Source organism: Glaciimonas immobilis (assembly GCF_011947285.1).
GTDB lineage: Bacteria > Pseudomonadota > Gammaproteobacteria > Burkholderiales > Burkholderiaceae_D > Glaciimonas > Glaciimonas immobilis.
Genome location: NZ_JAAOZT010000006.1, coordinates 158,347 through 182,001, shown reverse-complemented (window position 1 = coordinate 182,001; position 23,655 = coordinate 158,347). Strand labels below are relative to the sequence as shown.

Here is a 23,655-nt window from a genome sequence, read left to right as displayed (position 1 = left end):
CATGACTATCGGAGGCGCTGCCGAAGCATCGGGTGTCTCTGCCAAAATGATTCGCCATTACGAAGAAACCGGTCTGATACCCGCAGCGATCCGTACGGACGCCGGGTATCGTACCTACAGCGAACGCGATGTACATTTGCTGCGCTTTATTCGCCAAGGCCGCGTGTTGGGATTTTCCATGAAACAAATCACTGCGCTTATCGGGTTGTGGCTCGACCAGTCCCGGCCCAGCAGTAAAGTCAAACAATTGGCGCGGGAACACTTACGCGAACTTGATACAAAGATCAGTGAACTGCAAGCAATGAAATCCACACTGGAGCGTTTAGCGAATAACTGTCATGGCGACTCCCGTCCTGCGTGCCCGATTCTGGACGGACTGGCACAGGGCATTATGCAAGAACATGGCCTGATACATCAGAAAAATCTTAATCAAGGAAATTAATATGCTTCGCCGTCGCTTTAAATCGCTAGCCGTACTCATACTGTTGCTAACTTTTAATGCCGCTGTTTTTGCAGCAAAGCCCGTCATCGACGTTTACAAAGATCCCAATTGTGGATGTTGTACCGAATGGATTAAAAACCTGGAAAGTAATGGATTCTCGGTCAATGCGAATAATGTCACCGACACGTCTGTGTATCGAAAAAAGTGGCACATGCCAGAGGCGCTGGGTTCATGCCATACCGCGACCATCGGCGGCTATACCATCGAGGGCCATGTTCCTGCCCAAGATATTCAGCGCTTGCTGAAAGAGCAGCCTAAAGCGATAGGACTCGCGGTTCCGGGCATGGTAATGGGTTCGCCGGGCATGGAGGGACCGCACAAAATGGCTTATGACGTATTACTGGTAAACGGCGATGGATCGTCTTCTGTGTATCATCATTACAAAGGCGATTAATCGCGGCCCGGCCTAACGCTGGCCTGTTCAGGGTACAAAAGGTCACCACGCCATCGCCTGTTATAAATACGACAATTCACGCATCATCACATGAAACACTAAGGTGATAACCATAACCGGACCTGCCCGGCGCTGCTAACCACCTGCGATTTTCCGCAAGTCGTAACCACCTGTAAAACCACTATGATGTTGATACGCAATCGCCGACGATGGTCAAAGTGTCGCGAAAGGCAATAATGACGATCGTAGCTAAACGGCATGCTCGATAGATCAATTTCGATGTTTTAGTACTTCAATATCGAATGCAATATTTTTTCCCAGCCGAAGAAATTCTGCTGCACATCATATCGCCCGAAACCGCCAGCACCTTCTTACAGAAAAGGATAATTACCGATGAGTCATCTGTATATATTGAGCAACTTTATAGTGATCACGTTCACGTTGTTGGTGGGAGTGCCATTGACGAGTATGGCGGCCAACACGTTAGGTGGATCGGCCAGGAACGTAGAACTGAGTCAGCCGAACGACAATTATGCATTACCGCTGGTGTACGGGCAAATTATCACCGTTAATCCTCTGGTCAACACTATTACGATAAAGCATGACCAAATTCCGAATTTTGGAATGCCGGCAATGACGATGTCATTCAACGTCAGCGATCAGGAAATGCTCAAGGAGTTTAATGCGGGCGATGCGGTAAACTTTTCGATTGGCAAACGTAACGGCGCACTAACCATCGTGAGTTTAGAGATGAATTCCTAAAACTATAACGGAAGCAGATTCTGCTTCCGTTTTAATGAATTTACATTCAGTCTTTACAGTTGGGCTCCTCGCGAGTCCGCGCTAATGCAGCAACGCGTGATTTATAACCAAAACGGCGCAAAGCAAGAAGAATAGTATCCGAACAGAACGACTTTAGCGGCCAGCGTTATCTGAATACGACGGTTTTGTTACCATTGAGCAAAATACGATGTTCAACAAACCACTTTACCGCACGTGCTAACACGACCGACTCGACGTCTCGCCCAATCGCCGTCAACGTGTCAGGCGCCATCGCATGATCGACGCGCGCCACATCCTGCTCGATAATAGGCCCTTCATCTAAATCCCCGGTGACAAAATGCGCCGTGGCGCCGATGAGTTTGACTCCTCTGTCGTGCGCCTGATAATACGGCCTTGCACCTTTAAAACTGGGTAGAAAAGAATGATGAATATTAATCGCACGCCCTTTCAAGGCGATGCACAACGCAGGCGACAAAATCTGCATGTATCGCGCCAGCACTACCAGATCGACGTTATTTGTTTCCACCAGCTCCAGAATGCGCTTTTCTTGCGACAGTTTAGCCTCGCTAGATGCACCATTTGCTAACGGCAAGTGATGGAAAGGAATATTGTAACTGGCTGCCAACTGATAAAAATCGGTGTGATTCGAAACAATGGCGGGAATTTCTACTTCTAGCAATCCGCTTTTGTAGCGGAACAGCAAATCGTTGAGACAATGACCTATCTTGGACACCATTAGCAACATGCGCGGCTTCTTGGCCGCGTCATTGAGTTGCCATGTCATTTGCATGCTGGTCGCCAAGGCAGCAAAAGCAACGCGCAATACCTCATCTGCAAGCGTTGGATTTTCTGACGAAAAATGCACGCGCATAAAGAATAAGTTCGATTGCGCATCGCCAAATTGCGCAGAATCGATGATATTGCAGCCATATTCTGCGAGGAATCCGGATACCCGATGAACGATGCCGCGTTGATCAATGCAGGATAAGGTGAGAATGTATTCTGGATAGCTCATGGTTTATTTTTGTTGGTATGTTAGCCATCGCACTACGATTACCTGGAGCCGAGGCGAAAAATGCCATTGTCGCACGCTTGCGCCAGACAAACAAAACCCGAGCAAACTTTAACGATTGCCCGGGTGTCACTTGATGCCTAAAACGGGGAGCGATATTGCCACAAAATCTATGACTGCACGGTGCATCCAATGAATGCAACGAAACAAGAATGCAACGAAAAGAAGAGCTGATAACAATTGTTGGAAAACTACCGATGGATGTCCCGCTACGCAAGGGCGCTTTTCACATGATTTACATTATCATCAAGATCAAGTGATTTTCAAAAACGTTATCGACGTCTTCCGACGCCAAGGCCTCACATTGAGGTAGCACCAATCTCGCAAACCTCTACATTTGTGTGGCCGCGATCACTCATGCAACATGCATAAACAATTATCAACGTCGCATACCGCCAGGCGCTACCAAAATGATATTAAATGCTGCTAGCGGCAATCGCTACCGGTGGAGTTGCGAGCTTGGCAGGACCCGTTCCGACCTGCACTTCGCCGATTAACTGACCGCCTTCTTCGATGACGACTTTACCGTAACGAATTTTGCCAGAAACTTTACCTGTCGCGTAAATAACCAGTTTTTCGCGCACGGTCAGATCGCCGTCGAATTCGCCATGGATTTCAGCTATTTCGATTTCAGCAGATCCCTTAAAGGCACCTTTTTCAGCGATATGAATTACCCGGGAATTCATTGTCGCTTCAACCCGACCTTCGACAACCAATGTGTCGCAATCGGTAATTTCAACGCCTTTAAGCTTAATATTCGGACCCACAATCAGCTTGCTGCCGCCTTCGCTCACGCTTGACGCACTAGCTGGGTGCGAAGCAAGCGAAGAACTACCTTGAGAAGAAAGTTGACTACCCGGCTTTGGAAAGCTTGATGAGGAGTTCGACGACAGATTGTTAGTCGCGGAAAGCGGGGAAGTGGGTGTTGGTGTTTCGCGCTTACCAAAAAGCGTTTCTGAACGAAGCATAATATCTCCTGAAGGTAGTACGTACTATACGCTTTACGTATGCCATGACGCACGGATTAAAAATAATTAAACCAGATCTTCCCAATCACCCGCTGCCCAACAAACATTACAGTATGTATTGCATGCCTCGTGTCACAGGTTTGGTTTCACTAGGGTTGTCACATTGCTAGAGCCAATTTTATAAACAAAAATATTGCTGGATCAAAAGACTCCGGGTTGGATGCAGATAAATCTTAAAAAGTTCATGTTTTCCTGCATTGTTTTGTAACAATGACCGTCATGCCAGTATAGACGCGGGATTTCGGCGGGCAGATTTCTGGACTGCGGGTAACCCTCAACCAAGCTGGATTGGTTGAGGGTTATCGAAAAAGGATTATTGGATAAGCTCAATTATAAATGAGCGCACTGTCAAATACCTTAAAACTTGGCCTTGGTGCGCAATCAAAACCGATATTGGCAGCGACAGCACCGGTCTTTCGCTATACTTGGCGATCGCATAAAATAAACCCTGCGCGGCATTTTTCGCCGCATGGTAAGCCGGAGAATAAATTAAATGAAGCAGTATCTCGACCTCGTACGGATGGTTTTGGACAACGGAAGCTGGCAAGAAAATCGCACTGGTATCAGAACCTTAAGCATGCCAGGCGCAATGATGCGCTTTGATCTGCAAAAAGAAGGGTTTCCGGGCGTGACCACTAAGAAGCTTGCGTTCAAATCTGTTGTTGGCGAGTTGACAGGATTTTTGAGGGCGTCTCGGAGCGCTGCTGATTTTCGGGCTTTGGGATGTAAAGTATGGGATCAAAATGCCAACGAAAATGCTGCGTGGCTGGCCAATCCGTATCGACTCGGCGAGGATGATCTGGGGCCGGTCTACGGCGTCCAGTGGCGGGCGTGGCCTGCCTATAAAGCCATAGAGACCAGTCACGCTGCGCAAATCGCGGATGCACAAGCACGAGGATTTCGTCTGATATCCACCTTTGAAGATGCGGGTAAAGAAAAGGTGCTGCTGTATAAAGCAATCGATCAATTACGTGAATGTCTTGACACCATAATACAAAATCCGGGCAGTCGTCGTATTTTATTTCACGGCTGGAATTGTGCAGATCTGGATGCAATTGCTCTTCCTGCGTGTCATTTACTGTACCAATTTTTGCCAAATGCGTCGACCAAAGAAATCTCGTTATGCCTGTATATACGCAGCAACGACATCGGTTTAGGTACGCCTTTCAATCTGGCTGAAGGTGCGGCGTTGTTACATCTGGTCGCAAGATTGACCGGTTATACGCCGCGCTGGTTTACGTATTTTATTGGCGACGCACATATTTACGAAAATCATCTCCCCATGCTGGAGGAACAACTTCAGCGGACTCCTTACCCTGCTCCGCGGCTGGTGATATCGGACCGCATTCCCGCATTCTCACAAACCGGGAAGTACGAACCGGAATGGCTGGAGAAAATTGAACCGGGTGATTTTTCTCTGGAGGATTACCAGCATCATGCGCCACTCACCGCGCCCATGGCGGTGTGAAGACTGCAGCTGACAACTGGCAAGTCGAACGGCCGCCTGCGAGTGAGGTACAGTTGCGCGCTCAAAATGGGGCCTTCGTGCCTACTCATCGCACGATGAGCTTCCAGCATTCGATGCTGCGCCGCTATTTAATCATCGTCTATTTGCGCTTCGTCAGCAAAATCATTAAAAATTACACAAGCGCGCTATCAACAGCAAAAAACCGGAAACCGCCCGGGATCAAGGCCCACTGAGAACCGGTGGGCTGGCAGCGACCGCCCCATGACTGGTATCCTCCTGCCAGCCGCCGCCCAAAGCCTTGTACAAAGAAACCGTAGCTTGCAAACGCTTCAACTTTAACTTGCCAAGCTCATTTTGCACGTCTGATAACGCGCGCTGGGTGTCGAGCACCGTCATCAAATCTTCAGCGCCGACTTTATAGCGGATTTCTGACAAATTGAACGCAAAACGGGCCTGTTCCATTTCTGTCGTTTTTAAGGTCCGTTGCTCGTCCAGACTTCTGATCTGACCCAGCACGGTATCCACTTCAGACAAGGCGGCAATAACAGTAGAGCGGTAAACCTGCACCAGCTCCTGCTTTTGGGCGATCGCTAAATCGCGTTGATTTTTAAGTAAGCCCGCATCAAAAATTGGTGCCACCAGCGACGCACCGACATTCGCGAGTAAATTCGGGCCGTTAAATAATGATAGTAAAGCGCTACTTTGTGCACCTGTAGAACCGGTCAGCCGGATACTGGGAAACAGCGCCGCCCGGGCTACGGCGACGTTCGCATTGGCAGCCGCAAGCTGCGCCTCGGAACGGCGGATGTCTGGGCGCCGAGAGAGTAATTCCGATGGCAGCCCAGGCGTTACGTCAGGCAGACTGATGGTGTTGAGGCCGTGGTCTGCGACTTTGAAGGTTTGCGATGAGCGTCCAAGCAAAATCGCCAGTGCAGACTGCGCCTCGCGCTCCTGTTGCATCAGGTCTGGAATCGCGGCCCGCTGCCCCGCGACTGCGGAACGCTGCCGCGCAAGATCCAGCGGCGAGGCGGCACCCGCATTGCTTTGCGCCTCGACCAGTACCAGTACTCTGACTGCATTTGCCACGTTCTCACGCGAAATATTCAGCCGATCATGTAATGACAATACCTGTAAGTAAGTTGACACAATGCCGCTCGTCACCGTCAGTGCAACGGTCTGACGATCATAACGGTTTGCTTTTAATGAGGCCTCCGCTGCCGCAAGGCTTGCCTTATTTTTTCCCCAAAAGTCGATTTCGTAGCTTATCTGTAACAAGCCGCTGGTTGAGGTGTTCGCGCTACCGTTATTACCCAGAGGCAAATCCCGGTTGCCGCCTGCAGAAAACTCGGCGGATGGTAATAATGGCGCACCTGCAATACGCGCCTGTGCTTCGGCCTGTCGCACGCGCGCGAGCGCCGCCGCAATTTCAAGATTGCTGGCCTGGCCCTCTTTCACCAACTCGGTCAGTTCGGGGCTACCGAAGCGATTCCACCAATCGTTATCCGGCCACTCCTGATCTGCTGCTTTTCCGCTCAGCGCCCAGCCAGCAGGCATTTCTACCGCCGGTGGCGGCTCTGAGATCGGAATATTGTGCGCGCATCCGGCCAGCCCAGCACATAACAGGCCGAGCGCGATCGACGCCACCCGGGCGGGTAAGAAAAGTTGCATATCCAAAATTGAAAAACGCATAGTCCGTTCCGTTAATGCACGATCGACGCCGCGCTTGCTCCGCCAGAGGGCGCAGCGCCCGGCACAGTACCCTTGGAGGGCGCGACCAGCGTTGAAAATGACGCTGCCGCCGCCCCTTGCTTAGGTGTACTCGTTGTACCGGTTGGATTGGCTGGCACCGTTGGAGCAGCTGGCAAAAGCGTGCTGGCCGCAGGTGACGCTGGGGGGCTCGGTTGTTTGGGCTTGAGCAACACAGCCGGTATTGGACCCACCAATAATTGATCGCCCACCGCCAGACCGGAAATTACCTGCACCTGATGCTGATTGCGTATGCCGATTTTGAGCTTACGGCGGCTCAGTTGCTGATCGGCGTCCAGCACATTAGCATTATAAAATCCGTCATCGTCCGTCTCGCCTAATAGCTTTATCGGCAATAATACAGCGGCTTTCGCCTGTGACACGATGAACTGAACTTGCGTGCTCATCCCGCTCATCAGTTCCTGTTCCGGATTGTCGACTTCAAACAAAACATTATAAAAAGTTTGCTTGCCTTGTTCGCCCGTCCCATCCGCCGGAACCGGGATCACCTGACGCAACTTGCCCGACCACTGCTTGCCGGGATAGCCGGGTGTCGTGAAGTTGGCGATCATTCCACGTCGCAAACGCGTGACATCTACTTCCGCGACCCGCGCCTGGACGGTCATTTTAGTCAGGTCGGCAATACGCATCAACGCTACTGCCGGGGCCGGAGCACCGACCATTTGGCCCGGACGTGCATTCAATGCGACCACGGTACCAGATATTGGTGCCACTACTTGCGTGTGCTGCCGGCTATCCTCATCCAGTTTGAGCGTGGCCTCCACTTGACGAATTTGCGCATTGATGGCGTCTACCCGAGCACTGGCCGATGACATGCTCATGCGACTGGACTCGAAGGACTCTTCTCGGGTGGCATTTTGCGCCTTTAATTGCGTCTGGCGCTTGAATTGCAACTCGGCAAAGTCCATCTGCGCACGCTGATCTGCTAGCTCGGCCTGCAGCCGCGCCATTTGCGCCCGATTGGTTTCTGCCTTTGCAGGCTGTAAAGTTGGTGTAATTTCAACCAACAACTTACCCATTTGTACCGTATCTCCCACGCTGACGAGTACGTCTTTGATCTGACCAATCACCTGCGCATTTGCATCGGCATATTTATATAATTGCAGTTTTCCTGCGGCTTCGACGATCTGTTGGATGTCGCCGCGCTGGATGGTGACTGTATCAAATTTAATCGGCGCAGGAGGTCCCATCGGCGCTTGAGGCGCTATAGTCGGCGCCAACTTCGGTTGGTGCAAGACTTGCGCTAAAACAACGCCCGCGCTTAATACAACCGCTAGCGCCACCGCTGCGACGAGGCTGCTTCGACGAAATAGTCGGCGCCCATTACGGGACGACGGAGGTGAAACATTAGTCAGATTAACAATCATTGGCGGTTAAAAATTAGCAAAAAATAGCGGCGTGGAGAGCGAATGGCCCATGATGACTTAATGTCCTCCACGGGCAGGTAAAGGGTAAGGAAACCGTTAGAACAAGCCCAATTAAATTGGGGAAAAATAATTTTTATAAAAAACGAAAAATACAAATCGCGGCGCACTTAACGCCTAGCGTATTTTATTCGGAATTGCCTATCTCTCCACAATAAGAGAATGATTTTAAGATAATAAATCGGGGTTTTCGTACGGTCCTCGCGGCTGGTTGTACTGTAATCACCATCATACGGCGTTAGTACCAGTCCTCTTTCAAGGACCGTGCAAAGCTGCGGCGTGGATAACTTTGCATTGCGCTGCAAACAAGTATCGTGATCTATCGGAAATTTTTAGTTGGATTCATTTTAGCCGGCGTGTTGCAAACCGGCATGGTGCGGGCGATCTTCAGGGAGCGGCTCTCCAGTAAAAGGCGGCACAAAATAGTTTCAGTATCACGACATAAAGTGCGGGTTACCGGGCTGGATACGGGCGAGGTACGGCATTGTCTGCGTCATTTCGCGCCAATGGCGATGCGCGTTCGGAGAGCTCCACACCAAAAAATGCAACCGTGACAAAATCAAGGGATTGTCTAATAAAGCACTTTTTTCGCTTGACGATAAGCTGTTGGGGCCTGCGCTTAAGGCGGATTGGAGCAACTCTGCGTGGGCAACTAAACTGGATGCGGGACCATGAGGTCGGGCGGTGACGGCGGCACAGACCAATGCATTCATTGTCGGATCAATCACCGCTTCGTTAAAACCGGCCAGCCGTTTCCCTGCCTCGTTATAAGCAGTAGTGGCGGCGAGTTCGGGCGGCAAATCAACTTCTTCTGGAATCACAAATAGCTGCGCATGTCGAAAGCTGCGACCCAACGAGACTCTGCTAGAGTAAACAGATAGTGGAATCGACACCACCAAGGATCCAACAATCGGCAACAACCACCACAAAAAGGACGGTTCCAGCAAGAACACGCCGGTGCCCCACACTACACCAAGCGCTGTGTGCCAGCCGTGGCGCGCAACCGCTTCACTCCAACGGGTTTCGGTATCCTCCCGCGGCGGCGATTTCCAGCTGATGGCCCAGCCAAGGAATGCACCTACAACAAACCATGTATGAAATAACATTCTTACGGGGGCCAGCAGCATTGAGAACAACAATTCGATCACCATGCTGATCGCTAGCCGCAAAGCACCGCCAAATTCGCGCGCGCCTTTGGTCCAGATTAAGATAACACTTAGCACTTTTGGCAGAAATAATAACGTTGCTGTCGCACTAAATAACGTTAACGCTTTTTCGGGATGCCATTCCGGCCATACTGGAAATAACTGTCCGGGCGTTACAAAATATTCTGGCACAATCAAGGTGTGCATCGCCAGCAACACGGTGGACAATACTAAAAATCCAAACCACAAGGGTGCCGATATGTACGCCATTACACCGGTAACAAACACTGCCCTGTGAACACCATGCATGCCACGCGCCAAAAATAAGCGGAAATTCATCAGGTTGCCCTGGCACCAGCGGCGGTCGCGTTTTAGTTCATCCAGCAAGTTAGGCGGCATTTCCTCAAAGCTGCCTGCGAGGTCATAGGCTATCCAGACGCCCCACCCGGCACGTCGCATCAACGCTGCCTCGACAAAGTCATGCGACAGAATTTCACCCGCTAGCGTGCCTTCCCCGGGCAACGGTGCCAGCGCGCAGTACTGCATAAAAGGTGCCAGACGGATAATGGCATTATGGCCCCAATAGTGGGACTCGCCCAACTGCCAATAATGCAAGCCAGCGGTAAATAGTGGTCCGTAGACCCGGGTTGAAAACTGCTGTATGCGCGCATATAAAGTATCGCGGCCCGCAGCGCGCGGCGCAGTCTGAATAATACCCGCACTTGGATTAGCCTCCATCAAACGCACCAGCGTGGTCAGACACGTGCCACTCATGACACTATCCGCATCCAGCACGATCATGTAGTCGTAATTTGCGCCCCAACGTCGACAAAAATCATCGATATTGCCGCTTTTGCGCTTGACCCGGCGACGACGGTGGCGATAAAAAATTCGCCCAAAGGCACCTAACGTACGAGACAGCGTGACCCACGCGTCCAGTTCAGCAGTACAGATATCAGGATCACCGCTATCGCTCAATACATAAAAATCAAAACGCTCTAGTTCGCCGCCTTGCTTCACCGATTCGAACGTTGCACGTAAACCGGCAAATACCCGAGTAACATCCTCATTACAGATAGGCATCACAATGGCCGTTCTGGTATTGGCGGAAATCGGACCCGGCACCGCATCCTCACGCGAGATTACATACCGGTCAGTGCCCCGCATCAATACCAAAAATCCGGCCATCGCAGTCCAAAATCCGGCGGAAACCCAACAGAACAAAATGGCAAACAACGCCAAAGTCAGCATTTCCATTGGTTTGGCACCGTGATACGGTAACACCGCGCTCATGAAATAAGTGGCAACTACCGTTTGCGCCAGCATCATGAATACCAATACCAGACGACGCAGGCTACCGTTGTGACGCAAAATATCGCGTGACTCTTGCTGCGGGTCCGCGACTACATGTTGCTCCACACTGGTCTGTTGCGCCGCTTCATGCGCAGTAGCGCGCCTTCTGGATTTTAAGCTCGGGCGACGATCGAAGGCACGATTGGCGTTCTCAATCCAGCGCACTATCGGATTTAATGTACCCCATGGGCGCGCAACTATCGGCGTGCGGTTAATTGGCGGTGCAATCGTAATCCGTGCCCGACCAAGCGCGTCCGTTACGACTTCAGGAATAATATGTGCCATATTGGCAGGGTCTGGTGCCAGGCGATCTGCGCGCAATGTGTCAGTTACAGCAGCGGCCGCATCCGATACATCCGTAACGTCCGACACGTCCGACACGTCATTGCAATGATTGCCAATGGCAGCATTATCAGAGTTACTGTCTGGATTGCCATCGATTGTATTAAGTTCGTCCTTGCGCGCTGGCATACCGTATGCCAACTGCAGACGGTTGGCAACGGAGGCATACGCCGGATTATCTGCAAAAGCAGGATCCTCGGCGCCAGCCAGCGCCAGATGCAGCGCTGCCAACGGTTCCGCGCCCGTTTCAGAAGCGGCGCAATGCAGCCGTTCCGACAGCAACACGCGCTGCCGCGACGACAAGGGAAGGCGCTGGAGATAGGCTTCACCAGGTGAGTGTTCATCTATCACCGGCAATACTGCCTTGTGCACTAGTTGGGCGGTAATATGTAGCTCCAAGTTTCAGATAAAGTTGTATTGCCATTACGCAAGAAAGCGCGTAACTCGACCGGTTTATTTTCTTCGTTGCGACGCACCTTAATGTTGATGCGCCAGCCTCCGGTAGCATCATTGCGGATGGCTTCGCTCTTCAATAGCTTCCCGTTATCGTCAACGCTAACAACCGCATCCAATTTGACATTGTCGGCCAATTTCTTAAATGCGGGCCCTTCAAAGTCTACCAACAAACCAACGCTGTCGTCAGGTTTAGTCTGAAAACCGTTACCCCGGCGCGTCTGGGTTACCCAAGATAACGGAGAACCCTTCTCGACGTCCTTTTGCCACAAAATGGTGTACTCAACGTTAAACGGTTGCCCGGCTTTTGGCATTACGTCGGGTACCCAATAGGCCACAATATTATCGTTGGTCTCGTCCGGTGTAGGGATTTGCACCAACTCTACACGTCCGGAACCCCACTTGCCTTTCGGTTGTATCCACGCGCTTGGACCTTTTTCGTAGCGCGAATCGAGATCCTGATACGCTGCAAAATTACGCTCGCGCTGCATCAGTCCAAACCCCACCGGATCACTAAGGGTATAGGACGTTACGAGCAGGCGCTTTGGATTTACCAGTGGACGCCATATCCATTCTCCGGTACCGGAAGCCACCAGCAATCCATCAGAGTCATGCACCTCAGGCCGATAATCCTCGACAGGAGAGCGCTGGTTCTTGCCATATAAGAACATACTCGTCAACGGTGCTATTCCCAACTTCGCCACACTCTCCCGTAAATATAATTGCGCCTTGACGTCAATCGCTGTATCAACACCCGGCTTAAGCGTAAAGCTGTAGGCGCCCGTAACCCGTCGGGAATTAAGCAGTGCATATATCGTTACCTGTTTGTCGCCAGCTTTGGGCCGCTCAATCCAGAACTCTACAAACTCGGGGAATTCTTCACCCGAGTTGAGTGCTGTATCTACCGCCAGCCCGCGTGCCGATAATCCGTAACGTTGATCCTTGCCAATCGCACGGAAGTAACTGGCACCCAAAAATGATAATACCTCGTCCTTATAATTACCGTTATTGAGCGGATAATGGACCCGGAAACCAGCAAAACCGAGTGCGCGCAATTTGTTCGGATCGAGTTTATTGGCCCCGTAGGTAAAATTATTAGGATCGAAACGGATCTCCCGGACGTTTTTACCGATGATTTCATTCATTTTCACGGGTTCGTTAAACAGATGTCCCTCATGAAAAAATGCCAGATCAAATGGCAATTTAGCATTTACCCAAGGAGATTTTTCCGGTTTGAATCGAATGTCGCGGTACTGCTCCAGGGTCAGGTCATCCAACTCTTTGGGTATGTTACTGACTGGCTTCACATACGCTTTGGCGGATAATATTTTAGCGCGTTGGGCTACATCATTGAAATCAAACGCGGCTGCATTCAGACTGGTGAGCATGACACCGACAACGATGAGTGCCGAACCCACCTGTCGCGCCAATTTGGCTGCAATTTCGCTCGCGGGATAAAAAGACTTTAAAAGCATTGGGTTCCTATTTGGCGTTGCATGAGTAAGTGAGATCAACAACCGATCAAGAATTGATCAACCACAGCTAACTTATCGCTACTCTCTAGCGATATTAGCCCACTGCAGAGAATTGGTTATGATTTCTCGCAAACCGTTTGTGAATGCTTATTTAGATGATTCGCCAAAAAAATATTATTGGTCTGCCTTTATGTTTGGCACTGTAAAATCACGCTACTCCTTCCAAAAGAAGGAAAAGCCGCTTACTTGCCATTTAGCAAATTTACTTACCGAGATAAGAGCGGGGCCAGCAGACAAAGTTCCATGCAACATTTATAGTAAAATTGCCGGAGTTCATTTTGGTCGTCATTAGGCACCAAATTTCGCCTTATATTAAAACCATAAATTCAAGACTTAAATGCAAGACTTGAATCAAAGACTTAAATGCAAGACTTGAATCAGAGACTTAAATTCAAGCGACCCATAGCATTTTTCAGCGGTCAATAAGGCTAAATTTCAAGTTTATTCTGTTGCATTGCTGCAAATATTGCAACTACCTTATCGGTTTTCTTTTAACTCTGCTATTCATTAGATTAGCGTCCTTTATGGCCTTCATGCTCACTATCATCGTTGCTACCGACGCCGACAACGGCATTGGCATACAAAACGCGCTTCCCTGGCATTTGCCGGAAGATCTGGCCCATTTCAAACGCACCACGTCCGGCCATCCCATTATTATGGGTCGCAAAACTTTTGAGTCTATTGGTCGCCCTTTGCCCAAGCGGCGCAACATCGTTATTACACGTGACTTGACATGGCATCATGACGGCGTTGAAACGGTCCACTCGATCGAAGCGGCGATAGCGCTGGTCAACACGGCGAGTCCAGCAGAGTCGCCTACCGAAGCATTTATCATCGGCGGAGCAGAAATATACGCGGCCACGCTTCCTCTTTGTACGCGCTTGCTGGTCACTGAAATCGAAAAACGTTTCGATTGCGATGCATTCTTTCCGGCCCGCAATTCCCAACAATGGCAAGAGGTAGCGCGCACGTCGCACCACTCTGAGGCCCAGGATTTTGACTACGCCTTCGTAGCATACCAACGTGCTTAACCTGCGGTTCACTCTACAGAATCAGGAATCTACGTTTTAGCTACCACCACTTCGGCTGAGATAAAACATAAACGCCATTTTCGTCAAAATCTAAACTACCATTTTGTCCCATTTCACCCTAATTTTCCACATATCTGCGAGAATTCGACTTTCTGTTTTTCTGAACCAGGTTTTCCTGCCGCAGGGTAAATGCGCGATGCATAGCATTGTTCGCACCTTTACTAGCTAATATCGGCGTTACAGTACGCAACATGCTTTAATTTTTCTTTTTTTCTACTTACACCCGTCTCCCGGAGACCTCATGAAATTTCGCTTTCCTATCGTTATCATTGACGAAGACTTCCGCTCAGAAAACACCTCCGGCCTCGGTATCCGAGCCCTCGCCGATGCGATGGAAAAAGAAGGAATGGAAGTCTTGGGAGTCACCAGTTATGGCGACCTGTCCCAATTTGCACAGCAGCAATCGCGTGCTTCGGCCTTTATTTTATCCATCGACGATGAAGAGTTTGGTGCAGGTTCATTTGAAGAAACCGACCATGCGTTGAAATCGCTACGCGCTTTTGTCGAAGAAATCCGTTATAAAAACGCCGACATTCCGATTTATTTGTACGGCGAAACCCGCACCTCACGCCATATCCCCAACGATATCCTGCGCGAATTACATGGTTTCATCCACATGTTTGAAGACACGCCCGAGTTTGTCGCCCGCCACATTATCCGTGAGGCCAAAGCCTATCTGGATGGCCTGTCGCCACCGTTCTTCCGGGCGCTGGTGCATTATGCGCAGGACGGCTCATACTCGTGGCATTGCCCGGGACATTCGGGTGGCGTTGCGTTTTTGAAGTCACCCATCGGGCAAATGTTCCATCAGTTCTTTGGTGAAAACATGTTGCGGGCCGACGTCTGCAACGCCGTTGAGGAACTCGGTCAATTGCTGGATCACACCGGCCCGATTGCCGAATCCGAACGCAACGCAGCGCGCATCTATAATGCCGACCACTGTTATTTTGTGACCAACGGCACCTCGACTTCAAACAAAATGGTCTGGCATTCCACCGTCGCTCCCGGCGATATCGTGGTAGTTGACCGCAACTGTCACAAGTCGATTCTGCATTCGATCATCATGACCGGCGCAATTCCAGTGTTTTTGATGCCGACGCGCAATCACCTCGGGATTATTGGTCCGATTCCGCTCGAAGAGTTCACGATGGAAAGCATTCGAAAAAAGATCGAAGCCAATCCGTTTGCGCGTGAAGCACTGAATAAAAAGCCGCGCATTCTGACCATCACCCAATCGACTTACGATGGCGTTATTTATAACGTCGAGACATTACAAAAAATGCTCGACGGCGAGATAGATACCTTGCATTTTGACGAAGCCTGGTTGCCGCACGCCACGTTTCATGACTTTTATAAAGACATGCATGCAATAGGCAAGGATCGTGCACGTGCCAAGAAATCAATGATTTTCTCCACGCAATCGACCCATAAATTGCTCGCCGGATTATCCCAGGCGTCGCAGGTGCTGGTACGCGAGTCAGAAACAGTGCAACTGGATCAGGATGCCTTCAACGAGGCCTATCTGATGCACACCTCCACCTCGCCGCAATATTCGATCATTGCGTCTTGCGATGTCGCAGCGGCGATGATGGAAGCCCCGGGCGGCACCGCGCTGGTAGAAGAAAGTATTCTTGAGGCACTCGATTTCCGCCGGGCAATGAAGAAGATCGATCTGGAATGGGGCGCGGACTGGTGGTTCCAGGTGTGGGGGCCGAACTCGTTCGCCGAAGATGGCATCGGTTCTCGCGAAGACTGGGTGATCAAAGCAGAAGACGACTGGCACGGGTTTGGCAATCTGGCACCCAATTTCAATATGCTGGACCCGATCAAGGCCACCATCGTGACCCCGGGTCTGTCGCTTGACGGTCAATTCGGCGAAACCGGCATTCCAGCCTCTATCGTCACCAAATATTTGGCAGAGCACGGCGTTATCGTAGAAAAATGCGGTTTGTACTCATTTTTCATCATGTTCACCATCGGCATTACCAAAGGCCGGTGGAATACGTTGCTCACAGCTTTACAGCAGTTCAAAGACGATTACGACAAGAATCAACCTATCTGGCGCATTTTGCCGGAATTTGCGCGTGCTAATAACGGTAGAAATTCTCGCTATGAGCGCCTCGGGTTGCGCGATTTGTGCCAGCAAATTCATGAGACCTACAAGGCCTATGACATTGCTCGACTGACCACAGAAATGTATCTCTCTGCAATGCAGCCTGCGATGAAGCCTTCAGATGCGTTCGCCAAAATGGCCCATCGGGAGATTGACCGCGTACCGATTGACCAACTCGAAGGCCGGGTTACTTCTATCCTGTTGACGCCATATCCGCCGGGCATTCCGTTACTGATCCCGGGCGAACGCTTTAATAAGACGATCGTGGACTACCTCAAATTTGCGCGAAATTTCAACGAGAAATTTCCTGGATTTGAAACCGATGTCCATGGCCTGGTGAAACGCGAAGTCAACGGCAAGCGCGATTACTTTGTCGATTGTGTCCGTCTGGATGCGACACAGCAATAACAAATGGCCATATCAAATTTGATATGGCCATTAATCTTAATTTTTCCGCTCAAACTGCGCGACTGCTATCGCGCAGTCTTCCGCTCTCCACATTACTTTAGGCCTTCGGTAACGTAACGCCGCGCTGCCCCTGATATTTTCCGCCGCGATCTTTATAAGACGTTTCGCACACTTCGTCGCTCTCAAAGAACAACACCTGTGCGCAACCCTCGCCCGCGTAAATCTTCGCTGGCAAGGGCGTGGTATTCGAGAACTCCAGCGTCACATAGCCTTCCCATTCTGGTTCAAACGGCGTCACGTTCACGATGATCCCGCAACGCGCATAAGTAGATTTACCCAAGCAGATGGTCAGGACACTACGTGGAATCCGGAAATATTCGATAGTCCGCGCCAAAGCAAAAGAATTAGGTGGAATGATGCACACGTCACCTTTAAAATCGACAAATGATTTTTCATCGAAATTCTTTGGATCGACAATGGTTGAATTGATATTGGTAAATATCTTGAATTCATTGGCGCAGCGAATATCGTAGCCGTAGGATGAGGTTCCGTAAGAGACAATCTTATTGCCGTTTTCTTCGCGCACTTGCGTCGGCGAGAACGGTTCGATCATGCCAGTTTCCGCTGCCATGCGACGGATCCATTTATCGGATTTGATAGCCATAATGTTTTCTTCTTTGTAAGGATGGTGCAAATTCGCACTGAAAATGGTGAGGTATTTAGCAATAATGGTGGGTACGTCGCCAATTGCTAATGCATTAGCAGCCCAGACAAAAAAATACTTAATTATCCAGGAGATAAATGGTAGTCATTACATACACCGCGACGAAACCTGCAGATCAGCCATTTCGGCACAAAAATGACGAATGAGATAAATGATGAGTTGCCTGATTTTACGCGAATCATCGGCAATACAGGCATCAGATTATGAAGTTAAGGGTGGTTATTGAATATCGTTTTAATCGAAAATATATGCGAAACTATGTTTTCTAACTAAAAACGAGAGCGGATAATCAAAAATGAGCAATTTGGCAGGCTGCAATTGGTTGGCAGAAACTCTCCATATTGGGCCGGTGCAGCCGTTCCGTGTCATCAGCGGTTTTGGAAGTTCCCGTAAAACGGTCTAAAGCGCGGCTTTTCCCCGCTATTACCCCAACGCTGATGCAATCAGTAGAGATATGCAGCAGTGTTCCATTCTGCTAACGCAAATGAAGAATAACACCGCACTAACGCTGCATGGTCTCCCACACTTTTTGCAAGCGTTTTACCGAAACCGGCATCGGTGTCTTCAGTTCTTGTGCAAACAATGACACCCTAAGCTCTTCCAGCAACCAGCGGAATTCCAGCATTTTTGGATCGCCACCCTTTGTCTGCCGGTCTTTTTGGGCGCGTTGCCAAGGCGTCGCTACCAACGTCCACTCGGCCAGCGAACGCACATCACGACTCGGTTCTGCGCGCAACTTCTCCAAACGTACGCTAATTGCCTTTAGATAGCGCGGAAAATGCATTAAGTTAGCATAGTCGTTCTCTGCAATAAAACGCTTATTGACCAGCCCGGCAATTTGCCCCTGAATGTCGGTAACCGCGGCTGTGTGCGCTTTCACGCCCTGCAGCTTCTTAGGCAATCCATGATACTCCGTCAGTATTAATGCGGTCAGGCGTGCTATTTCATTACACAGCAAACCCAGACGCGACTTGCCTTCGTCTTTGCGCTGGTTAAATTGTTCGGCACTGGTTGGCAACGGCAATTGCATGCAGGCGCGCTCCAAGCCTGCAGAAATGATCTGATCACGTAGTTCCTCCTGCGATCCAAGCGCCATAAATTGCATACCCATCTGCTGCAAGCCCGGGATATTTTTTTCCAGAAACTTCAGTTGCTCTTTTAATTGCAACGCAAAGAGCCGACGCAAACCCAATCGGTGTATCCGCGTCGCTTCGTTCGGATCATCGAACACTTCCAGATCGCAATAACTAGTCTTATCCACCAGCGCCGGAAAACCAATTAACGTTTGTTTCCCCTGCTGAATCTCCAGCAATTCCGGCAACTCACCAAAACTCCAGCTGGTCAGATTGCTGTAGGCCGCGATGCTGTTACCGGATTGCCCGCCAGCGCTTGCCGTCTCCTTCTTGCTGAGGTGGTTTGCAGCTGCTGCTACGGAAGAGGAGGACTGACCAGTCGGTGTTCCTGCGGCTGACGCGTTCGCAGACTCATTCGACCCAACCACGGTTTTCTCAGCTAGCTTCTGAAAGCTCTCGCGTGCCTGTCCGCCCAATTCGGCTTGCAATGCGGCCAGATTGCGTCCCATGTCCAGTTGCCGCCCATGCTCATCGACTACCTTGAAATTCATCGTGTGATGCGCGGGCAATGTCTCTACCTTAAAGTCGGATATGCGCACAGCGACGGTCGTCTCGGTACGTATATCGGCAATCAACGCATCGAGCAAATTGCCATGCCCAAACGCGCTACGGGCCTGTATACGTTCGCAAAAACCGGCTGCATAATCGGGCAGCGGCACACAATTGCGGCGTATTTTTTGCGGTAACGATTTGATTAAAAGATGCACTTTTTCTTTTAGCATGCCAGTAACCAGCCAATCGCATCGATCTGCGTAAACTTGATTCAATGCGTACAGCGGGACGGTTAATGTGACCCCATCGCGCGGCGTTCCCGGCTCGAAGTGATACGACAATCCCATCTCAATTCCGGCAACCCGCATCAACTTGGGAAACAGATCGGTCGTTACGCCAGCAGCTTCATGCCGCATCAGATCGTCGCGATTAAGATACAGCAATGTTGGATTTTTCGGGGTGGTGTCCTTCAGCCATTTTTCAAAAGTAATGCCATTGCAGATATCGACCGGAATCAACTTGTCGTAAAACGCGGCGATCAATTCTTCATCGACCAGGACATCCAGCCGCCGCGATTTGTGTTCGAGGTTTTCGATCTCGCGAATCAGTTTTTGATTATGTGCAAAGAACGCTGCGCGCGTGTCGTATTCGCCACCGACCAGTGCGTCGCGGATAAAAATCTCGCGCGCTTCTTTGGGATTAATCAGGCCAAAATTTATTCGGCGCTGGCTGTACACGACCAGGCCGTACAACGTGGCGCGCTCCGATGCGGAAACTTGCGCCATGCGCTTTTCCCAGCGTGGTTCGCCGTAAGATTTTTTCAATAAATGGGCGCCAACTTTTTCTAGCCATTCCGGCTGAATTTGGGAAACACAACGCGCATACAACCGCGTTGTATCGACCAGTTCGGACGCCATCACCCACTTGCCTGCCTTCTTCGTCAATGACGATCCCGGCCAGATATGAAACTTGATACCGCGCGCGCCCAGATAATGCGGGTCATCATCCGCCTTGAATCCGACGTTACCCAGCAAACCGGTCAGCAACGCTGTGTGCAAGTTATCGTAAGTAGCGGGTGCTTCGTTCAGGCGCCAGCCCTGTTCACGGACAATCGTCAGCAGTTGCGAATGCACGTCGCGCCATTCACGCAAGCGCATTTGCGATAGAAAATTAGCGCGGCAGTTATCTTGCAACTGACGATTGGTTTTCTTGTGCTCAATGGCTTCTTCAAACCATTTCCATATTTTTAGATAGCTCTGGAATTCTGATTTTTCATCGGCGAATTTTTTGTGAGCCTGATCAGCCGCAGCTTGCGCATCCATCGGACGGTCGCGTGGATCCTGCACCGATACCGCCGCGGCAATAATCAGCATTTCGGTCAGACAAACATTATCCAGCGACGCCAATATCATGCGACCGACACGCGGGTCCAGCGGCAATTTCGCCAGCTCACGACCGGTTTTGGTCAACTGGTTGTTGTCATCCACCGCGCCCAGCTCTTGCAGCAATTGATAACCGTCAGCAATCGCCCGCCCCGGTGGCGGCTCAATAAATGGAAACGTCTCCACATCGGTCAAATGCAGTGATTTCATACGCAAAATTACCGACGCCAGCGATGAGCGCATGATTTCTGGCTCGGTAAATTTTGGGCGCTGAAGGTAATCCCGCTCTTCATATAACCGGATACACACACCGGCCGCGACCCGACCGCAGCGACCTGCGCGCTGGTTTGCCGCCGATTGCGCAATCGGTTCAATCTGGAGCTGCTCAACCTTATTCCGATAACTATAGCGCTTGACCCGCGCCAGCCCGGCATCGACCACGTAACGAATCCCCGGAACGGTGAGCGAGGTTTCGGCAACGTTGGTCGCGAGGACAATGCGACGTGCGTTAGAGGCCTTGAAGACGCGCTCTTGCTCTTGCGCCGACAACCGTGCAAACAACGGCAATATCTCGACATGCGGCGGATGATGCTTGCGTAGTGCTTCCGCGGCATCGCGGATTTCGCGCTCGCCGGGTAAAAATACCAGCACATCGCCGGAGCCGACCCGCGCCAGCTCATCTACCGCATCGACCACGGCATCCATCAAATCGCGTTGATCGCGTTCCCGCTGCGCGCCGCTGACTGGTGCGCCGCTGGCGCCGCTGCCAGCGTTCGGCCTTGTAGAAGTCGTCGCAGGATTAACCCCACTGCGATCCGCGTTATCGACCGGGCGATAACGCACCTCCACCTCGTATAAACGTCCTGACACTTCGATCACGGGCGCTAGTTTGTCGCCATGGCCAAAATGACGCGCAAAACGCTCCGCATCAATGGTCGCTGACGTGATGATTAACTTCAGATCAGGCCGCTTCGGCAGCAATTGCTTTAAATAGCCGAGTAAAAAATCAATGTTCAGGCTACGCTCATGCGCTTCATCGATGATGATCGTGTCGTACTGCCACAACATCGGATCGGTATGCGTCTCCGCCAGCAAAATCCCGTCGGTCATTAATTTGACCCACGATCCTTTGGTCAATGTGTCGTTAAAACGTACTTTAAAACCAACATGCTCGCCCAGCGGCGAGCCAAGCTCCTGCGCAATCCGCTTGGCGGTCGATGACGCAGCGATCCGGCGTGGCTGGGTATGACCAATCAGCCCATTAAGGCCGCGACCCAACTCAAGGCAAATCTTAGGTAACTGGGTGGTTTTACCCGAGCCAGTTTCACCGCACACGATGATCACCTGATTGGCCTTCAGCGCCTCCGCAATTTCAGCGCGGCGTCCCGACACCGGCAAGTCCTCGGGGTAGACAATTGGCGGCAACGGATTACGTTCTGGCGCAATCCTGCTTTGCGTGCGCTGTCTAGAGTCACGCGACTGCGGCGGACGTGGCGAATTTTTCTGAGACGATGGCGTTTCAGGGCGTAGCGACCGGGCTGAATCAGCGGGCTGCAAAGGTGGGTTGGATTCTGGTACTGACATGAGGACAGGATTATACAGAGCGACGACGGGTTATGCGCGGACTGTATGCCTGGCAAATGTGGCGTATGGCGAGATCGGCTTGCATGCGGCTATCAGCACAACACGCATAAAGACTTCCGCTATCAAGCAACAGTGAGGACGCAATGCGCAAGTCCCGCTCATTCTATACCCATCAAAGAACCCCACCGCACATATTATTGCTACGGGGAAAATACCTCCTATTGCATCACCTCGTGGTTCGCCTCGCTAAAACTGATCGTGTCTGTCAAAAATAACTCAGCAGATTCGTCCGCAATCCTTCCCACGGCACAGGTTGACCCAGCTTTAGCGATCAGATCGCGATTACGCAATGCGATCAGTTCAGCCAGCACCGAGACCGCGATTTCTGCTGGCGAACGACTAAAAATAGGTAAGCCGATCGGTGCGTGCAAGCGATCTACTTGTTCTTGCGTCACGTCCAGCATCAACAAGCGCTCCTTGCGAGCCACCGTGCTGGCCATCGAACCAATCGCGCCGACATAGAAAGCATCCGTTTTCAACGCCTCCATCAAGGCCATGTCATCCACCTTTGGATCGTGACTCAGCGCGACAATTACCGTCCGTTGATCGGGTGCAAACGCATGCACTGCATCATCCGGCATGCCGTCCAGCCACTCAACTGCGGCGGCGGAATTAGGCAGGCCGTTGGTTTGCCAGTTACGCCTTTGCTCCTCGCGCGGATCGTTGACATAGACCGAAAAATCCAGTGCCGGGGCCATTTGAGCCAGATATTCGGACACCTGCCCCGCACCGATGATCAACAAGCGCCAATGTGGACCGAATACCTGCACCAATTCGTTATCCCCGAAACGTACTGTGAAGTCCGCGCTTGCCGGTTCGATCAGGGCCAGGCCCGTAGTCAGGTTCAGCCTACGTTGAACCAAACGCCGGGAAGCTACCGCCGCCAGCAATGGTTCCAGCGTGGAGGCGTCGGCGAGCGGCTCAACCACCAACTCCAGCGTGCCGCCGCAGGGCAACCCGAAACGGCGCACTTGTTCGGCGGTGATACCATAACGCACCACCTCGATCTGGTCCGGAAAAAAAGTCGCAAAGCGCAGCATCAAATCGTCCTCGACGCAGCCTCCGGAGACCGAGCCCGTAAAATCGCCCTCCGCTGTGATCGCAAACAGCGATCCGAGCGGACGTGGGGCGGAGCCCCAGTTGCGGACCACCGTCACCAACACCACCCGCTTGCCCTGCCGCAACCAGCTGACCGCGCTATTCAATACCTGATAATCGACTGCATTCATGTTAACTTTCGCATTTTTTACCTGATAATTGATAATAAATGCAGGGAGCGTTGACCCGGCAAAATATCCCGAGCGTCGCTGCTGTGCATTTATAGCAACATCCACTATCGCAAGTATGTTACTAAAACGCTAGCATATAGAAGAGTGCCCCTTTTCACAGGCGAAACAAGAAT

General features: G+C 51.1%; 16 protein-coding genes. 7 read left to right on the top strand and 9 right to left on the bottom strand.

Going from position 1 to position 23,655, the window contains the following annotated elements:
• The first annotated feature begins 1 nt into the window (after position 1).
• The 3 genes from cueR to HAV38_RS10005 all read left to right on the top strand — a co-directional run bounded on the left by cueR (position 2) and on the right by HAV38_RS10005 (position 1,658).
• The gene (cueR, locus tag HAV38_RS10015) at positions 2-442 is read left to right on the top strand and encodes a Cu(I)-responsive transcriptional regulator (RefSeq protein ID WP_168055540.1); all 441 of its coding nucleotides are present in this window, start codon (positions 2-4) and stop codon (positions 440-442) included.
• A gap of 1 nt (position 443) precedes the next feature.
• Positions 444-896 carry a DUF411 domain-containing protein gene (locus HAV38_RS10010; protein ID WP_168054961.1) on the top strand — a complete coding sequence of 151 codons (453 nt, stop codon included), beginning with the start codon at positions 444-446 and terminating at the stop codon, positions 894-896.
• A 393-nt stretch (positions 897-1,289) separates the two neighbouring features.
• The gene (locus HAV38_RS10005; protein ID WP_168054959.1) at positions 1,290-1,658 is read left to right on the top strand and encodes a copper-binding protein; all 369 of its coding nucleotides are present in this window, start codon (positions 1,290-1,292) and stop codon (positions 1,656-1,658) included.
• Between the two features lie 166 nt (positions 1,659-1,824).
• Here the strand turns inward: HAV38_RS10005 and purU are convergent, their stop codons facing one another.
• Positions 1,825-2,694, bottom strand: a complete 870-nt coding sequence (purU, locus tag HAV38_RS10000; RefSeq protein ID WP_168054957.1) for a formyltetrahydrofolate deformylase — start codon at positions 2,692-2,694, stop codon at positions 1,825-1,827.
• A gap of 473 nt (positions 2,695-3,167) precedes the next feature.
• Complete coding sequence (locus HAV38_RS09995; protein WP_168054955.1) at positions 3,168-3,719, bottom strand: bactofilin family protein; 552 nt, start codon at positions 3,717-3,719, stop codon at positions 3,168-3,170.
• A gap of 553 nt (positions 3,720-4,272) precedes the next feature.
• Here HAV38_RS09995 and HAV38_RS09990 point away from each other — a divergent pair.
• On the top strand, positions 4,273-5,247 hold the full coding sequence (locus HAV38_RS09990) for a thymidylate synthase (protein ID WP_168054953.1): 975 nt from the start codon (positions 4,273-4,275) through the stop codon (positions 5,245-5,247).
• Between the two features lie 219 nt (positions 5,248-5,466).
• Here HAV38_RS09990 and HAV38_RS09985 read toward each other — a convergent pair whose 3' ends face one another.
• From HAV38_RS09985 to HAV38_RS09970, 4 genes are all read right to left on the bottom strand, one after another.
• Positions 5,467-6,936 (bottom strand): efflux transporter outer membrane subunit, encoded by a 1,470-nt coding sequence (locus HAV38_RS09985; RefSeq protein WP_245182303.1) that lies wholly within the window; start codon positions 6,934-6,936, stop codon positions 5,467-5,469.
• A gap of 11 nt (positions 6,937-6,947) precedes the next feature.
• Positions 6,948-8,381 carry an efflux RND transporter periplasmic adaptor subunit gene (locus tag HAV38_RS09980; protein WP_168054947.1) on the bottom strand — a complete coding sequence of 478 codons (1,434 nt, stop codon included), beginning with the start codon at positions 8,379-8,381 and terminating at the stop codon, positions 6,948-6,950.
• A gap of 491 nt (positions 8,382-8,872) precedes the next feature.
• Positions 8,873-11,629: a glucans biosynthesis glucosyltransferase MdoH gene (gene mdoH, locus HAV38_RS09975; RefSeq protein WP_245182302.1), complete on the bottom strand. Its 2,757-nt coding sequence runs from the start codon at positions 11,627-11,629 to the stop codon at positions 8,873-8,875.
• Between the two features lie 20 nt (positions 11,630-11,649).
• The gene (locus HAV38_RS09970; protein ID WP_168054945.1) at positions 11,650-13,206 is read right to left on the bottom strand and encodes a glucan biosynthesis protein G; all 1,557 of its coding nucleotides are present in this window, start codon (positions 13,204-13,206) and stop codon (positions 11,650-11,652) included.
• Between the two features lie 118 nt (positions 13,207-13,324).
• Here HAV38_RS09970 and HAV38_RS09965 point away from each other — a divergent pair, with 118 nt between their 5' ends.
• The 3 genes from HAV38_RS09965 (at position 13,325) to HAV38_RS09955 (ending at position 16,878) form a co-directional block, all read left to right on the top strand.
• Complete coding sequence (locus HAV38_RS09965) at positions 13,325-13,558, top strand: hypothetical protein (RefSeq protein WP_168054943.1); 234 nt, start codon at positions 13,325-13,327, stop codon at positions 13,556-13,558.
• Between the two features lie 232 nt (positions 13,559-13,790).
• Positions 13,791-14,297 (top strand): dihydrofolate reductase, encoded by a 507-nt coding sequence (locus HAV38_RS09960; protein ID WP_168054941.1) that lies wholly within the window; start codon positions 13,791-13,793, stop codon positions 14,295-14,297.
• Positions 14,298-14,598: 301 nt separating this feature from the next.
• On the top strand, positions 14,599-16,878 hold the full coding sequence (locus tag HAV38_RS09955) for an arginine/lysine/ornithine decarboxylase (RefSeq protein ID WP_168054939.1): 2,280 nt from the start codon (positions 14,599-14,601) through the stop codon (positions 16,876-16,878).
• A gap of 97 nt (positions 16,879-16,975) precedes the next feature.
• Here HAV38_RS09955 and dcd read toward each other — a convergent pair whose 3' ends face one another.
• From dcd to HAV38_RS09940, 3 genes are all read right to left on the bottom strand, one after another.
• Positions 16,976-17,542, bottom strand: coding sequence for a dCTP deaminase (dcd, locus tag HAV38_RS09950; RefSeq protein ID WP_168054937.1), 567 nt, complete (start codon positions 17,540-17,542; stop codon positions 16,976-16,978).
• Positions 17,543-18,104: 562 nt separating this feature from the next.
• Complete coding sequence (hrpA, locus tag HAV38_RS09945; RefSeq protein ID WP_168054935.1) at positions 18,105-22,193, bottom strand: ATP-dependent RNA helicase HrpA; 4,089 nt, start codon at positions 22,191-22,193, stop codon at positions 18,105-18,107.
• A 218-nt stretch (positions 22,194-22,411) separates the two neighbouring features.
• The gene (locus tag HAV38_RS09940; RefSeq protein WP_168054933.1) at positions 22,412-23,482 is read right to left on the bottom strand and encodes an XdhC family protein; all 1,071 of its coding nucleotides are present in this window, start codon (positions 23,480-23,482) and stop codon (positions 22,412-22,414) included.
• Positions 23,483-23,655 lie beyond the last annotated feature (173 nt).